This window comes from Paenibacillus sp. LjRoot56, from assembly GCF_964253335.1.
In the GTDB taxonomy this organism is placed as follows: Bacteria; Bacillota; Bacilli; order Paenibacillales; family NBRC-103111; genus Paenibacillus_E; species Paenibacillus_E allorhizoplanae.
On the sequence record NZ_CAXURV020000004.1, the window covers coordinates 749649 to 765752 of the forward strand.

The 16104-nt window shown below is 43.8% G+C and carries 12 protein-coding genes and 1 pseudogene; 4 read left to right on the top strand and 9 right to left on the bottom strand.

What is annotated here, in order from left to right; all coding sequences use genetic code 11:
* Positions 1-152: 152 nt before the first annotated feature.
* Positions 153-758 (bottom strand): 3-isopropylmalate dehydratase small subunit, encoded by a 606-nt coding sequence (gene leuD, locus ACSQ8O_RS29185; RefSeq protein WP_028554372.1) that lies wholly within the window; start codon positions 756-758, stop codon positions 153-155.
* 69 nt (positions 759-827) lie between these two features.
* Positions 828-2249, bottom strand: coding sequence for a 3-isopropylmalate dehydratase large subunit (leuC, locus tag ACSQ8O_RS29190; protein WP_436244540.1), 1422 nt, complete (start codon positions 2247-2249; stop codon positions 828-830).
* A 240-nt stretch (positions 2250-2489) separates the two neighbouring features.
* On the opposite strand from leuC, the gene ACSQ8O_RS29195 reads away from it, so the two are divergent.
* From ACSQ8O_RS29195 to ACSQ8O_RS29210, 4 genes are all read left to right on the top strand, one after another.
* A complete protein-coding gene (locus tag ACSQ8O_RS29195; RefSeq protein WP_436244541.1) occupies positions 2490-3509 on the top strand; it encodes an ABC transporter substrate-binding protein in 1020 nt (339 codons plus the stop codon).
* Between the two features lie 11 nt (positions 3510-3520).
* Positions 3521-5566 carry a Fe(3+)-hydroxamate ABC transporter permease FhuB gene (fhuB, locus tag ACSQ8O_RS29200; RefSeq protein ID WP_436244542.1) on the top strand — a complete coding sequence of 682 codons (2046 nt, stop codon included), beginning with the start codon at positions 3521-3523 and terminating at the stop codon, positions 5564-5566.
* Between the two features lie 158 nt (positions 5567-5724).
* Positions 5725-6618, top strand: a complete 894-nt coding sequence (locus tag ACSQ8O_RS29205) for a LysR family transcriptional regulator (protein ID WP_436244543.1) — start codon at positions 5725-5727, stop codon at positions 6616-6618.
* Positions 6619-6650: 32 nt separating this feature from the next.
* A complete protein-coding gene (locus ACSQ8O_RS29210) occupies positions 6651-6962 on the top strand; it encodes a DUF5658 family protein (RefSeq protein ID WP_171628754.1) in 312 nt (103 codons plus the stop codon).
* On the opposite strand, the gene ACSQ8O_RS29215 is transcribed toward ACSQ8O_RS29210, so the two are convergent.
* The 7 genes and pseudogenes from ACSQ8O_RS29215 to ACSQ8O_RS29245 all read right to left on the bottom strand — a co-directional run bounded on the left by ACSQ8O_RS29215 (position 6944) and on the right by ACSQ8O_RS29245 (position 16088).
* Positions 6944-8203: a methyl-accepting chemotaxis protein gene (locus ACSQ8O_RS29215; protein ID WP_436244544.1), complete on the bottom strand. Its 1260-nt coding sequence runs from the start codon at positions 8201-8203 to the stop codon at positions 6944-6946. The two genes, ACSQ8O_RS29210 and ACSQ8O_RS29215, sit on opposite strands and share 19 nt — an antisense overlap.
* Positions 8204-8237: 34 nt before the next feature.
* Positions 8238-9017, bottom strand: coding sequence for a prepilin peptidase (locus ACSQ8O_RS29220; protein WP_436244545.1), 780 nt, complete (start codon positions 9015-9017; stop codon positions 8238-8240).
* A 1274-nt stretch (positions 9018-10291) separates the two neighbouring features.
* Positions 10292-10642: pseudogene (locus tag ACSQ8O_RS29225) on the bottom strand (response regulator); the annotation flags it as partial.
* Between the two features lie 35 nt (positions 10643-10677).
* On the bottom strand, positions 10678-12570 hold the full coding sequence (locus ACSQ8O_RS29230; RefSeq protein ID WP_436244546.1) for a hypothetical protein: 1893 nt from the start codon (positions 12568-12570) through the stop codon (positions 10678-10680).
* Positions 12571-12596: 26 nt separating this feature from the next.
* Positions 12597-13136 (bottom strand): prepilin-type N-terminal cleavage/methylation domain-containing protein, encoded by a 540-nt coding sequence (locus ACSQ8O_RS29235; protein ID WP_436244547.1) that lies wholly within the window; start codon positions 13134-13136, stop codon positions 12597-12599.
* 6 nt (positions 13137-13142) lie between these two features.
* Positions 13143-13673, bottom strand: coding sequence for a type IV pilus modification PilV family protein (locus ACSQ8O_RS29240; RefSeq protein ID WP_436244548.1), 531 nt, complete (start codon positions 13671-13673; stop codon positions 13143-13145).
* A gap of 36 nt (positions 13674-13709) precedes the next feature.
* Entirely contained in the window at positions 13710-16088 is a 2379-nt protein-coding gene (locus tag ACSQ8O_RS29245) for a vWA domain-containing protein (RefSeq protein WP_436244549.1), read from the bottom strand.
* Between the last annotated feature and the right edge of the window lie 16 nt (positions 16089-16104).

Sequence of the window (16104 nt, forward strand, 5' to 3'; positions counted from 1 at the left end):
CTATACCTGACAGCACAACCTCCTTCACTTCGACATTCTAGTAATCTATTAGACGAAGCAAATTGCCAAAAGTTGCAAGATTTATATATAAAACTTGAAAATAAAAACAAAAAAGACGTATCCCACTAGGGGATACGTCTTCTCGCATTTGCTTATTTGTAAGCTAAACGTTTTTGGTGAGCTTGCTCATACGCTGTAATTTTCGCTTCATGTTGAAGTGTCAATCCGATGTCATCCAAGCCTTGTAGCAAGAATTGACGACGGTGTTCATCCAAATCAAATTGGATTTCAAGACCGTACTCATCAGTCAGCTTTTTATTTTCTAAATCAACATTTAATTTGTATCCTTCGTGCTTCGCAGTACGTTGGAACAAATCTTCAACTTGCTCTTCCGACAATTTGATTGGCAGAATGCTGTTTTTGAAACAGTTGTTGTAGAAAATGTCTGCATAGGAAGGCGCGATGATAACGCGGAATCCGAAATCTTGAATCGCCCAAGGCGCGTGCTCACGGGATGATCCGCAACCGAAGTTCGCTCTGGAAATCAGAACGGAAGCTCCTTGATAACGGTCTTGATTTAATGGAAAATTCTCGATTACGTTACCTGCTTCATCCCATCTCCACTCGAAGAAAAGGAATTGTCCGAAGCCAGAACGCTCAATGCGTTTAAGAAATTGTTTAGGGATAATTGCATCTGTATCTACGTTTACACGATCAACAGGGCCTACAAGACCTGTATGTTGTTTGAAAGCTTCCATGTTCTCATTCTCCTTAAAGTTTTGCTACAGCAAAACTAGCATCTTAAACATTACGTTAAATAGCCGAAATTATGCTTGTTGGTATTCTTTAATTTCCCAATCACGAACGTCATAGAAATGACCTTTGATCGCTGCAGCAACAGCCATAGCTGGGGAAACAAGGTGTGTGCGTCCGCCGCGGCCTTGACGACCTTCGAAGTTACGGTTGGATGTGGAAGCACAACGTTGTCCTGGTTGAAGTACGTCTGGATTCATCGCCAAACACATACTGCAGCCCGCATCGCGCCATTCAAATCCTGCTGCGGAGAAAATTTTATCCAAGCCTTCTTTTTCAGCTTGAATTTTAACACGTCCAGAACCTGGAACAACGATTGCCGTTACACTTGGATCTACGGAGTAACCTTGCGCAATTTTAGCTGCTGCACGAAGATCTTCGATACGTCCATTTGTACAAGAACCGATGAAGACATAATCTACTTTCAGTTCTGTCATAGGTGTTCCTGGTGTTAAATCCATATATTCAAGTGCTTTTTCAGCAGCTTTACGTTCGTTCTCTGTCTCGAAGCTTTGTGGATCTGGAACCAAGGAAGTAACGCTTGTTCCCATACCAGGGCTCGTACCCCAGGTTACTTGCGGGATCAATGTATCTGCGTCGAATTCCAATACCCAGTCATACGTTGCGCCTTCGTCAGTAACAAGATTCGTCCACTCTGCTACAGCTGCGTCGAAATCAGCACCTTGAGGTACATACTCACGACCACGTAGGTAGTTAAAAGTTGTAGCATCTGGTGCAATTAGACCAGCACGAGCTCCACCTTCAATGGACATGTTACATACAGTCATACGCTCTTCCATGGAAAGACCACGGATCGCTTCACCTGTGTACTCAATAACATAACCTGTTGCGAAGTCTGTTCCGTATTTTGCGATAACACCAAGGATCAAATCCTTTGCTGTAACGCCTGGTTTCAAACTTCCGTTGATACGAACTTCAAGGGATTTTGCTCTGGATTGTTGCAAAGTTTGTGTTGCCATTACGTGTTCAACTTCACTTGTACCAATACCGAAAGCAAGTGCGCCGAATGCGCCATGCGTCGAAGTATGGCTGTCGCCACAAACGATTGTTTTGCCTGGGTGTGTAAGACCAAGTTCAGGTCCCATAACGTGAACAACACCTTGATCTAGGCTGTCCAAGTCAAAAAGTGTAACGCCGAAGTCACGGCAGTTTTGTGAAAGTGTATCAATTTGTTGTTTGGAAATTGGATCCGTAATATTGAAACGGTCCTTCGTTGGCACGTTGTGATCCATAGTTGCGAAAGTTAAGTCAGGACGACGAACTTTACGACCGGACATACGAAGCCCTTCAAAAGCTTGCGGTGAAGTTACTTCATGTACTAGATGCAAATCAATATAAATAACGCTAGGCTTGCCATCTTCCTGGTTAATAACGTGATTATCCCAAATCTTCTCGAACATTGTCTTTTTACTCATACCCAGTCACCTCTTGTCATTATCCGCATTAGTTTGCTAATGTCTTACCCTCATAAAGTACTTTAGCACGGATCACGTCATAGTTCCAAGATATAATAACTATAAGCTTGATAGATTATTCCTATATATTATATAATGGTTGACAATTGTAATGATAATGATTATCATTCTCCTAACGATATCGAATTGGCCATCGATTCACCAATCATTTGAATACATACCAATCAGGGGGATTTTATTGTGCGAAACTTTATAAAACCAGTTACTTTTTCACTTTCACTCATGTTACTTTTCATTACCGCAGCTTGCGGAACTTCAACTTCTACACCTACTCCAGCTTCATCTGTTCAGCCTGCAGCATCAGCAGTTGCTACACCTGTAGCAGATGCAGTCAAAACAATTACACATCCACTAGGAACTACTACAATTAAAGGTACACCGAAACGCATTGTTACATTAGAATGGGCTTATACCGAGGATGTACTTGCTCTAGGAATTCAACCTGTTGGTCAAGCTGATACGAAAGGTTACAACACATGGGTCAATGTGAAGCCTGCACTTGATGCTTCCGTTGTTGATGTGGGGACTCGTCAAGAGCCTAACTTAGAAACGATTACAGGCTTGAAGCCAGATCTTATTATCACAAGCACATTGCGTTCGAGTAAAAATTATGATGCACTTTCCAAAATCGCCCCAACGATCGTATTTGAATCCTATCCGGCTGAAGGAAAAGGCGATCAATTTGAAGGCATGTTAACGACATTCAAGACAATTGCAGATGTAACAGGTAAGAAAGCTGAAGGCGACAAAGTCGTAGCTGATCTTGACAAAGCTTTTGCGGATACGAAAGCGAAATTAGCAACTGCGAAAAAAGATGGCACCGAATTCGCATTAACACAAGCATATAGTAACCAAAACAATGCAGATCTTCGCATGTTCACAGACAACTCCATGGTTGTTCAAATTCTGCAACGTATCGGATTGAAAAACGTTTTCAAATCAAGCAAATTTGAACTTTATGGATTCTCAACAGCCTCTGTTGAAGCTTTACCAGCGGTCCAAAATGCGAACTTCTTCTACATCGTTCAAGATAATGACAATGTATTTGAGAAACAATTGAAAGACAATGCCGTTTGGAAAGGTCTTGCTTTTGTGAAGGAAAACAAGACTTTCAAACTACCTGGTAATACATGGACGTTCGGTGGTCCATTATCAGCTAAAGTGTTCGCTGAGCTTGCTGCAACTGCATTAACAAAATGATCCAATCTGCGATGAAATCGAAAACTAACCGTTTCGCTAATATCGAATGGAAATCACTTCTTGTGTTTGGAGGCGGACTGCTTACACTCTGCCTACTCCTTTTCCTCAATTTGACACAAGGAGAAGCTAACATAACTGTTCATACGGTCATCCAAGCTTTGATATCTCCACAAGATACCCCCGACCATCACATGGTGCGGGGGCTTCGCATGCCGCGCGCTGTCATTGGTATGCTTGCAGGTGCTGCTCTTGCTGTTGCAGGAGCACTGCTACAAACAGTCACCCGCAATCCCCTGGCCTCCGCATCAACACTTGGCCTGAACGCTGGTGCGTATTTCATCATCGTTTTGGCGGCGGTATTTTTCCCTGCACTAAAGTCTGATCATTCCTTGCTTCTAGCGTTATTAGGTGCATGTGGCGCTGCGTTCATGGCCTACTTCATGTCAGGAGGTCGCAAAAGTTCACCACTTCGCATGGCACTTGCAGGCATGATCGTAACACTAGTACTATCTGCCTTCACAAGTGGTCTGCAAATTATGTATGAGAATGAAACAAATGGCTTATTTATGTGGGGATCAGGTGCGTTAGGACAAAACGATTGGCAAGGTGTCCAATATGCGCTCCCTTGGATATGCATTGGACTTGTCGCAGCTTTTCTATTTAGTCAGAAACTGGATATGCTTGCATTAAATGAGGAAACTGCTGTTTCATTAGGTGAAAATGTGAATATGGTTCGGATGGTAGCCCTTGCCTCGGCCATACTGCTGGCTGGTGTTACAGTAAGCGTGGTAGGCCCCATAGGTTTTATCGGCCTAATCGCACCTCATCTAGTCCGTTTAATAGGTTTACAACGTCACCGACTATTGATACCAGGTAGTGCCCTCTGGGGTGCTGTCGTCTTACTTAGTGCGGATCTAGTTGCCAAAATGTTTCGAAGTACACTAGGAGAGCTACCCGCGGGTTCTGTTACCGCATTATTAGGTGCTCCATGGTTAATCTGGCTAGCCATTCGTGGCTCCAGAATGAAATCTTCAGCTGAAAGCAGCTCAATGAGTGTCGGTTATGTCGGAACTAAAATCCCGTATCCCATTCTAGTTATCGTATCTAGCATTGCTTTAGTTTTCTTATTCCTATACGGATTGACGGCTGGAGCCCTGCGAATACCTTTCGCTGAAGTTATCGCTGTAATAACAGGCCAAGGTGAAGAAATGGCTCGCAATGTTATTCTGAGTTTACGTCTTCCTCGTATTCTCGTTGCCGCTCTCGCAGGTGCCTCTTTAGCTGTCGCAGGCTCCATGATGCAAGGTGCGGTTCGCAACCCGCTCGCGGATCCTTCCGTTGTTGGTGTCACCTCAGGTGCTGGGATGGGCGCCCTATTGGTCCTAACCATTTGGCCATCAGCTCCTGGTACTTGGGTACCCGTTGGTGCCATCATTGGCGCACTCCTCTCTGCAGGAAGTGTGTATGCCTTCGCTTGGAAAAAAGGGCTTAATCCCGTTGTTCTCATTCTTATTGGGATCGCCGTTTCGGCACTTGGCTCGGCTGTCATCCAATTTCTTGTTATTAAATCGCAGCTCGGTGCTGCTCCTGCACTAACATGGTTGGCTGGCAGTACTTACTCTAGAGGATGGAAGGAATGCATCCAACTCCTGATTACGACTGTCATCCTACTGCCAAGTGCATGGCTGCTAGGTCGACGTGTAGATCTGTTGGCCTTCGGTGACCACGTGTCACTTGGATTAGGCCTTAAGTTGCAGAAAACAAGGCTTATCTCTGCAATAATCGGTGTGTTAGTTGCTGCCATCGCTGTTGCATGCGTAGGCACCGTTAGTTTCATTGGCTTACTCGCCCCTCACGCAGTACGTCTATTCTTGGGGCAACATCACCAGAAATCTGTTGTCCTTTCGGCCATTCTCGGCGCCATATTGCTTACAGGTGCTGATATCATTGGTAAAACGATACTTATCCCAAAAGAGATTCCCTCAGGTATCGTTGTAGCTATCATTGGCGCTCCGTATCTATTATTCCTCATGTATAGAAGCACTGTTCGCAAATAGCGTTGTGCAACCAAAATTAACCATAAAGGGCAATGAATCTGGATGAAACCAGTCGTCATTACCCTTTATGGTTATTTATTCCTATGTCCACCTTGTTTCGCCCCACAAAGCTTGATATGATAACCTTCAAGACATCTATAAAGGAGACACTTCTTCGCATGGAATTACGTCAATTACAGTACGCCATCCAGATCGCCATAGAACGGAATTTCTCGCGTGCAGCGGAGAAGTTACATATAGCCCAACCTTCATTGAGCCAGCAATTGTCGAAACTAGAGAAGGAACTCGGCGTCCTTTTATTTCAACGTAGCACGAATTCCGTTGAGTTGACCCACGCGGGTTCTCTGTTTGTGGAGAAGTCACAGAAGATTCTCGATATGATCGAAGGGCTCAAAAAAGAAATGGAAGACATTTCTCAAATGAAGAAAGGCCGCCTAGTCATCGGCAGTATGCCAATTACAGGATCAACTATTTTACCATACGTGGTACCTGTCTTTCAGGCTGCTTATCCGGATATTGAAATTTCGCTCGTCGAAGAAACTTCATCCAACCTGGAGACCTTAACAGTCAATGGTCAAACAGATATTTCTCTTCTATCCTTACCCTTACGTGAAGAATCACTCGTCTATGAGACGTTATTAGATGAAGAAATTATCCTAGCCGTTCCGCCGCTGCATCCATTAGCATCCAGCAAAGAGCCTATACGAATTTCTCAATTGGAAAAGGAAGCCTTCATCGCATTGAAAAAAGGACAAGGTTTCCGAAAGCTGACCCTTGATCTGTGCCAGGAAGCTGGCTTCACACCGAATATTGTTTTTGAATCGAGTAACATGGAAACCGTCCAATCGCTTGTTGCTGCTGGCATGGGGATCGCTTTCGTGCCCTACTTGATTTCCAAAAGAAGCTTACATGAACTTTCTCCCGTAAACGTCATCTTAGATGGCAGACCCACGCGCAAGCTTGTTATCGCTTATCGCAAAGGTCGATATATTTCCAAAGCTGCAGAAGCATTTATCTCCACAATGAAAGAGGTTATGCAAACGATACGTTAGCATAACCTCCAATGTCAAAAGGAGTGGTCCCTTTGAGTCGTAATTTAATTATTTTCCTGTGTATTGCTAGTTTAATGGATGCAGGACTAACAGATATGGGTCTCCGGTTGCAATTGATTGGCGAGGCCAATCCGATTATGGCTTTCCTATATGAACATAGTTACATTGCCTTCTATGGCATTAAAATTATACTCCCCCTTTCTCTCTTCTTTATTGCAGCAAAAGTAGGCAAACGACTGCTCATCAACAATCTATTCCGCCTATCTACCGTTATTTATTTAGGTATTCTCCTCTTGCATGCTTACTGGATCTCAACTTCATTCTCTCAAAGCTTGAATATCTGAATCGTGCGCTGCAATTGGGTTACCATACGAAGCATTTGCTCGGACTGAATAACAACAGCTTTGACGGAACGCGTTTGTTGTACCATCGATGTAGATACCTGCTCAGTACCCGCTGCTGATTGCTGGGTAATCGCTGAAATATTTTCCATGGTACCTGTTATGAATTGGGCTGCATTCAACATCTTCTGACTTTCTCCTGTAAACTCGCTCATACGCTGCGTAATGAATTGAATACTTTCAACCATCTCACCGAATATTTTTTCCGTTGCTTCAATGGACTCTGTCTGCCGGCGAGCAATTTCCTCATTGATCTGAATATTTTTCTGGGCCATTTTAATGCTATTTTCAATATTATGTACCATATGGAATACGCTCTTGGCCGATTTGGATGACTCTTCAGCTAACTTACGAACTTCTTGAGCTACAACAGAGAACCCTCTTCCGTGCTCGCCTGCACGCGCTGCTTCAATGGATGCATTCAAGGACAGCAAGTTCGTTTGTTCGGCAATTTCGGAGATCGTACGTGTAATGGAGGAAATTCCAGCCGCTTCCTTTACTAGATCATCAATCGTCCCCGATACATTACTTGTCGCAAGTACGATATGAGAAACACTCTCGGATTGACTTTCTACTGCTCTCATTCCTTTTTTCACAAGATCAAGCGTTTGCCCGCAACGATTATTCATTTCATGTGTAGAATCCACATAATCCGTGATTTTGGTTTCGATTTCTTTGACGACGGAGAAGCTTTTAAACACACCAGTTGAAATCTCATTCGCTCCCTCAGCAAGTGAAGTGACCGAGCCCGTTGCTTCCACGATCATCGTGTTAATACCTTCGTTTTTATGATAAATATCACGACTTGAGTCTGCTACATGCTTCGAAATCGAAGCCGTTTCATTCAGAAGTTCCTTCAATTTCACGATCATGGCATTAAAGGAGCGCCCCATATCGCCTAGCGCATCTTTGGAAGAAGCATCCACGGTTTGTGTGAAGTCTCCTTTGGCAATATTCATCGCGACACGCGTTACATTATCAATGGGCTCTGTTAACGCCTTTTCCAAGAAACGCACATAAGGAAAGCTGAACACCATGAGAATAAGTGACGAAGATAATGCAAAAATGATGGAGACATCTGCCGTTAACATCAGAATGAGGATAATAATTGTGTAAAAGGCAACAACAGTATAATAACCGAGCTGAAGCTTAGCACGAAACGATTGAGCTAGAAACCAGTTCATAGGAGTCCGACCTCTCTTTTTACAAAATGTAGTTTTACTGCCATACGATGAGGTCCATGTACCACGTCATCAATGGGTCTCCGAAACAAAAACAGATGAAACCAGCAACAGCGATGAAAGGACCATAGGGAATTGGTGAACGCCGATCCAGTTTACCTGAGGCGATTAGAGCCACACCGATGACGCTGCCAAGCAGCGCCGAAAGAAATATGCATAACAGCACGAGCTTGATTCCCATGACGAGTCCTACTAAAGCCATCAATCGAATATCTCCAAAGCCCATAGCCGGCTTCCCCATCCAAGTTGCAGCCAGAGACACAGCAAGTAGTGTGCCCCCTCCAATGATGAATCCCAACGCATAGTGCCAAATTGGCAGTGGATGAATGAATAATCGCAATCCGGTAAATAGCAACATGGCTGGATAAATGATTTTGTTGGGCAGGAGCATGTAGGCCAAATCACTCACTGTCAGGATGAGAAGCACAGATACAAGTGGATAAGCAATCCAAAGTTCATTTACGCTGACCACGAAGGGAAGGGAGGCAAATAGGATACCTCCTGCTAACTCTCCAACGATATACACAAGGGATATTGGGGATCCGCATGTGTGACATTTCCCTCTTCGGATAAACCACCCTAAGATCGGAATTAAATCAATCGCGTTAAGCTGGCGCCCACAACCTCCGCAGCTAGATCGCGGGGCAACGACGGATATACCTTTCGGTACCCGAAGCCCAACGACATTAAAGAATGAACCGAACAAAGCACCCACTATGAACAATAGAATTGTGTAACTCCATGCTTCCCACCCCATTGCCTAACCCCCTCTAGATGTCTTCCCTTATCAATACGTAATTAGAAATCTGCTTTCTTTGCATATTCACGATTGCTTACGGGGGCAGTCCCCAACTGAACCTGAAGCCAAGCAGCTAATTGATTAAAACTCTCAATGGTAACGGTTATGGATTGCTTTTGCCCACTTGCCGTTGTCATATCAATCTCAATTTTATTCTCTGCTTCCGTACAAACAACCAAGTATTGAGACATCTCGCCGTTCAGATCCTCGCTCCAGTTACACATAACACTGCTTGTGAAATTTTTCATTGGTCCAGTCCCCCTGAATAAATTAATGATCTTTCCGCCATTCACAGCTTTAAAGCCAACTTTATTCACGTCAACCGCTTCTTGTGACTTAGAAGTCGTGTTTACGGGAACTTCTTCTTTGAATACTGGAACTTCTTTGGCTGGATCTTTCACTTCATAGGTGGATTCTAAAGATTCCATCTCCAAAGTGATCTCATTGAGGTCATCTATGCTAAGTTCCATTGAGCTCGAATTTGTATCTTCATCATTAGTTTCGACTGATTCCTCTACGATCGAGTAGTTCTCCGTTATTGAAGGGTCTTCATGCGCATTAACGCTTGCTTCTTGCTGTTGCAATTGATCTTGCATTTGCTGTTGCTCCAGCTGCCATTCAAGTTCCAAATCGCCTTGCATCACAGCGGCCAGCCTCTCCATTTCCAAGAGACGATCCTCTTCTTCTGTCGTCTGTGATTGTTCAGGCATGTGCATGGTATCCGAGGACTCCATAGCAACCTTAGACTCCTCTACCTCGGCAAACGCGAGCAGAACTTCCAGCGCATTGACAACCTGAACAGGTTTGCCTGTAACTTTCCGTTCCTCCGCGACGTAATTCTTAATTTGAGATTCAGGTTCTTCTGGTTCTTGTACAGGCTCTGGATCACCACTAGTTTGTTGAAGTTCAACGACTTCAGGAATCTGTTCTTCCTCATGAATCAGCTTATTTGTTAATTCTTGGTTGGATTGGTTGGACTCGCTGCTCGACGAAATTTCATTCAAGATCTCCTCATCTTGCTTCGTAAGATGTAGCTCCTTCGGTTCTGCATATCCTTGATCAACGGCATGCAAACTTGCTGCTGGGGCGGTAGCACCTTCGGCTAACTTAGCATGTAATTCCAATTCCTCTATCTCAACTGTCGCCTCTACAACTTCGATTTCGACGACGACAGCTTCCGTGCGCTGCATATCTTGCGGTATGAGATGGCCTATAACACGGGGAACACCATATTTTCGAACGATTTCATTCACGCGATTCGGTTTAAAAGGTTTCATCACATAGCCGTTTGCACCAGCTTTCAATGCATCTGAGATGAGATCCTGCTGACTCATAGCCGAACAAATGAGAACGACTGCCGATGGATTGAGTTTACGAATTTCCTTCATCGCTTCAATTCCATCCATTTCGGGCATCGTAATGTCCATTAGAACAATATCAGGCTGAAGTTCCTCATACTTCTGTACAGCCTGTCTACCATTCTCTGCTTCTCCGACCACCTCATGACCGTATTGCTTCAAAATATCAGTCAACATTTTCCGCATAAATTTCGTATCGTCAACGACTAGGATTTGGAATGACATTGAAGGTACCTCCTTTCAGAATGTTTAATCTGTAGTTACTTGATGAATTTAACATTTTTCACAAACACGTTAAAATTGTCTGTCGTTGGGATGCCGTCTGGCGGTTGATCATAGAGATTATCATCATAGAAAATCTGAAGCCTTGATGGTTTTGAATTGTCCAATTGCACTTCAGGTACTTCTCTACTCCAATTTGAACTACCTTGATACTTTGTAACTGAGCTTCCACCGCCAGTAGTTAAATCGCCTCTCACTGCGTTGAGCTCAACACCTCCTGCACCACCATGTATGCCACCTCGAAGTTTCAACTTCGACATAACACCGTACAAGCGAATACCTTGCTTCGTATAGAAGAAGGCGCTAACATTCTCATCATCGGTATTTGTGCTATTACCTAGCACGATCTCCCCTGAAGCGACAACAATAAGCGGAGTTAATGAAGGGGCGGGAGTCTCCTCCGTGTTTTTATTAATAGAAGTCATCTGCTTCAATTCCACATTCCCATCAACATAAACAGTACCTTGAAGCCAAACATTTCCAATGATCTTCAGATCACCCTTGATATACATCGTGCCATTCGGAAAACGGAATCCGTTATTCAAGGTCACGTTGCCATCAATGGCTAAAAATTTTCCAGCTTCTACGGAAAGCTCGCCTCGCAGATCAGCCGCTACTAAATTAGGATCCGGCGACTTTACATACAGGGAACCATTCTTGAGTTTGAGCTTCGATGCGTCATCCGCCATGCTGAATACACCATTATTGATGAATAAGTCAGCCTCATTCGTAGGTGAATCTGCATCGAAAACGTTCACATCACCATCAACCGTCACCCATTGATCGTTAAACAGCTTACTCCTCATCAAATCTTGAGTCAGTGGTGGCAATTCAATAATTTCTGGATCTGGTGCTGTATACCCGCCTAGAGTAGCTAACTTAGCTGTTAGATCGATTTGTGTTTTATTCGAAACATACCCCTCTACATCAACATCAACGTCAGCATCCAGGGTAGGATCTTCTAATGGAAAATATTGCGGTCTAAAATAGGAAGGCTGTACAATTTCACTTGTCTTCGTGAGCGGCGGGAATTCTGTCACACCATCGGATTGCGTAAAATTAAACTTTCCTGGAGCTAGTGTGTCGTTGTCTCCATCGACTCGAATGAATCCACGAATCTCTGGAAGTCCTGTTTGAATCCCATATTTACTTCGATTCGTGCCGCTTGTTGTGCCTGTGAATAAGGCTTCATCCCGAACATGCAAATGATTGGCAACATAGATGTCTCCAGTGATGGAGGGTGTTCCATTTAGTACCAAATCACCATCGGATGAAACTGGATAGCGAAATACCGGGTTAATTGTGCTCACATAAACCGTCATTTGCTTCGTTATTGTTTTCGTAGGATGACCTTCAATCACGCCTCGGGAACTGATAATAAATTTGCGAACATAGGGTAAATCAGGACTTGCAAGTGGTTTAAACGGTGCTTCTGGATTTCGGATCGTCTTTGCATAGAGAATATCAACTTGATAGTTCCCTTTCTTGGCTGCAACGATCACTCCATTTCCTTCACGTTTGTTCTGCTCATCCCCCACTTCGCTATCAATAAATGACTGCATCTGGGACCATTGATTCTCTACATTACGAACACGATTCCGATAGTTCGTCCCCCCAATGGATTCTCCATTGGCGACTGCTCTGCGAATTTGTGCAAGCGTGTCGTCTAGCCCTTTCTGAGCGATCGCTTCGGCTTGAACACTAGACTCTGACGTAGCTGCTTGAATAGCCCCACCACGCAGTACACTCATGAGAATAAGCCCCATCATCGTCATTAAGACGACGGCAAGTAAGGCAATGACAAGCGCAGAGCCTTCTTCATTCTGTTTCCTCGGTTGGAGGCCATTATTGTCGACATACATTGCGTTCACTCCATGCCTCCTCCAATCCGTTACTATTATTCATTACGGAATAGTGGGATTTGTGAATCAATAACCAGCTTCGGGCTGTCAGCTAGTTTAAGCTGATCCGCATTAACTCTGGCATACTCCAGCGTAACTTGAACACGGTCATGATTCTGGCTCGCTTCACTCAAACTACCCTCACGAATCGTAAAATTGCTTCCTAATTGGAAAACACTTTTAACGACATTCGTTCCAGCTTCCCTGATTTCAATTTTCCCGCCACCGGTTGGATCCGGTTTAACTTCCATTTCATAAAGATCAATATAAATGTTCGGGTTATCATTTTTTTTCGCATAACGAATAATTTTCTTATCGGTGCCTTCATCTTGAACATAGATCGCTTCTTTCAGCTCCGAAATTATTTGACTGTATAACCCGTCTCCTTGATTACGCATCTGGGTTTCCATCGTGACTCGTTTATACATCGACACGCCCATTAGCATAAAAGAGTACAGGATGGAGGCTACCATGCCAACGATCAGCAAGGCAGCCAGAAGTTCAATCATGGACATCCCTTTCTCATTGCGCTGCATGTGGCGCTACCACCTTTTGATAAGATACGTATCGAGTGTCGTTGATGCTTTCACTGAAGGTGCATCGAGAGAATCTTCGTTCGACCAATACACAGTAACGAACATTTGAGCCAAATAGTCATCTGAATCATTACGAAACGGATCCGCAGCCTCCCAGCGAGCGTAGCTCTTCTCAAGTTCAACCAAATACCGATACGTTGTACCATTGATCTCCGTTGAGTCCAATCTCCCTTTCATTAACTCCGAACCATTACTCGATAAGTCACCAGAAAATTTGGGGCTGCTTGTCAGCTGTGAAACAATGGCGTCTTTATAGCCATTCTTGAAGTAATCACGCAGCTCAGCTGCTTTCAATCGAGCTAAGTTGGCACCGATAATTTTGCGGCTCTCTTGCGCGGATTTATCAACAGCTGAAGTGAAATAACCCATCAACGTGACACTGATAATCGACATAATCGTCACAGCAATCAAGATTTCCACGAGTGACATACCGTCTTCATTAGGCTGGGCTTGCTTCCGACGTTCATTGCGGCGCACCGTAAGTCCTCCTCACTACCTCACCGATTTGCCAGTCTAGTTGTTGTTTTGCTCGGTATCGAATTTAACAATTAGTGGTTGTTGAACCATTTCTACATTCGAACTATCGACTAATTTTAAGAAGACATAATACGTTCCGGATGTCGTGTTCGTTTTGGTTGTCACCGTTAAGCGCTTCGATGCCAATGGCTTCCATTCACTTGCTTCCGGTGTCGCTGATGATTGTTTAATCACGTAATACATATTTTTCAACGTAAACCCGTGCTCTACGTGACTACCGAAAGTTCGATCAGATACTGGATACTTCTCATCCACCACAGCAACACTTACAGGTTTATCGGAAATATCACCAGCATTATAATTCATGCCTTTTAGCGTAGCCGTTGGACCTGGGTTAATCACAAAATATTCAGGAGTTTCAGCTGTTGTAGTTGTACCTCCAATGGAAGTAGCTTCGAATTGAATTTGATGCCAACCTTGACGTTTCTCAACCGTATCGAAACCTGTCACATCACTAAGTCGAAACGCATAGGTGTTGCCATTCCGAGTCATTTTCGACGAGCTAGAACTGATAGAATATGATTTATTATCAAACCATACTTTCACACTCGTTACAGGACTTAGATTATCGGTTGCCGTGATATAAATAATGCCGTCATCTGTTGGATTTACAATATTGTGGCTCCAGCTTATCATCGGTCCTGTGCTATCTAAGGAAACATTTCCGGTTGCGACAGCACCAGCAATAGGAATCGCAGCGCTGCCACTAATCGCATTAGTGAACGCACGCGTTTTGAAATTCACGCCATTTCCATCAGGAATGACGACACCGCTTGTTTTTTGTGATTGCCAGCCTCCGTTATTAACGGAGATCTCATAACCTGCAATATAAGCCCCTTGAAAGTCATCATTGGCATAAACGGTTGAGTTTGGTAGCTGTGTGCTTGAACCAGATACAGAACGAAGCGCTCCAGGACCGACATGCCAACCATTTTCAATAATGGGCTTACCATTTCCATCAACGAGCTCATAAGTCCCTGGTGCAGTTGGCTTCAAATCAAATTCATCTGTCGTCCCATCCTTGTAAGTAATGCGTACAATGGAATGGATTTCTGTATCAATAAAACGGATATCTGAGATGGCTATCTTCTTATTATTAATCGTCCATTGCTTTTGTTTATCACTAGCTCTTAGACGTTGAAGTTCGCCCTGACTATTCCCGATATACACATTGCCATATTTATCAACCACACGAACACTTACAGATAGCTGCGTACCAAAATTAATATTGAACTGTCGATTGGCATTACAGGCATCCTTATACGTCACCTTAGCATCTTGCAGTGGATAGTCACCTGCTGCTGTATCTGGAATTAATTTAATGGAGAGATCGATCTTATCCTGGTCAAAAGGAAAATTAATGTCCCCTACGTTGACCACAACTTCATGTGTTGCAGCTTCATATTTTACGTTCGTAGCATTCTCACCAGGTGCTAAGATGAACCCCGCTGGAATGGGTTGACGAAGCGTCACCGTTTTGAGTTGAGCTGGCGCTTCAATGGTTTTGGCGATGTTATCAAAAATCACTGAAAGTTGGCTCGCAGAGCTCGCTTCATAAGCCATTCCGCCCGTCTTTGTTGCAATATATTGCAACAATTCTAGATCAATTTCATCAGAGCCAGCTGTTGCCAAAGCGATCGTATACACTTTAATACCAAGGCCTGCTAGTACATCAGCATCTGCTTTTGCAGCATTCGCAGCACTTGTTCCTCCGCTTTTTTGTTTATTTCCGTCGTTCTCATCCGTCCAAACCGTTGCTTTGCCATCCGTTAACAAAATAATTTGTTTCACGGGCTTTGTTCCACTCGCCGTTAACATCGTCTTCGCTTTCGCAAGACCATCGTCAATATTGGTAGAACCATCAGCTTTAAGTTTGTTAATTTCGGTCTGTACTTTCTCATATTCCGTTGTCAAATCATACACTTTTGACGCATCAGAGCTAAATTTTATAAGTCCTAAGCGGTCACCCATGTTTACGGCTTTAAATTTATTCGTTAATGTTGCTGAAGCACTCTTCAGAATATCTAGACGAATAGGTGTTCTGCTATCATCTTTGTCCATGTGGTAGGCCATACTTCCAGATACGTCAGCTACAAAAGCAATATCAACCGCATCCCGTGTTTGCGTTACTGTATGTGTGCCACTCGGGTCCAGTGTGTAATTAATAGTAACCAATTGATTGCGTTCAACACTTGTTATGGGGACATTTCCCACACCGCTAATAGCTAAGCAACCATTGTCTACTTCAGTCCCATAAACGGTATTCGTTCCAACGAAGACAGGGAGCATAGTCGTGAGCAACATTCCGGTCAACAAAATTGCACTTTTCTTTTTCGCTTTTTGATACCAATGCATAGTTACGAACTCCTTT

What these genes read in the sequence shown, in the direction of transcription:
- fhuB (WP_436244542.1), top strand. Translation starts at nt 3,521, where the DNA reads ATGAAATCGAAAACTAACCGTTTCGCTAATATCGAATGGAAATCACTT.
- leuC (WP_436244540.1), bottom strand. Translation starts at nt 2,249, where the DNA reads ATGAGTAAAAAGACAATGTTCGAGAAGATTTGGGATAATCACGTTATT.
- leuD (WP_028554372.1), bottom strand. Translation starts at nt 758, where the DNA reads ATGGAAGCTTTCAAACAACATACAGGTCTTGTAGGCCCTGTTGATCGT.
- ACSQ8O_RS29215 (WP_436244544.1), bottom strand. Translation starts at nt 8,203, where the DNA reads ATGAACTGGTTTCTAGCTCAATCGTTTCGTGCTAAGCTTCAGCTCGGT.
- ACSQ8O_RS29235 (WP_436244547.1), bottom strand. Translation starts at nt 13,136, where the DNA reads ATGCAGCGCAATGAGAAAGGGATGTCCATGATTGAACTTCTGGCTGCC.
- ACSQ8O_RS29205 (WP_436244543.1), top strand. Translation starts at nt 5,725, where the DNA reads ATGGAATTACGTCAATTACAGTACGCCATCCAGATCGCCATAGAACGG.
- ACSQ8O_RS29220 (WP_436244545.1), bottom strand. Translation starts at nt 9,017, where the DNA reads ATGGGGTGGGAAGCATGGAGTTACACAATTCTATTGTTCATAGTGGGT.
- ACSQ8O_RS29245 (WP_436244549.1), bottom strand. Translation starts at nt 16,088, where the DNA reads ATGCATTGGTATCAAAAAGCGAAAAAGAAAAGTGCAATTTTGTTGACC.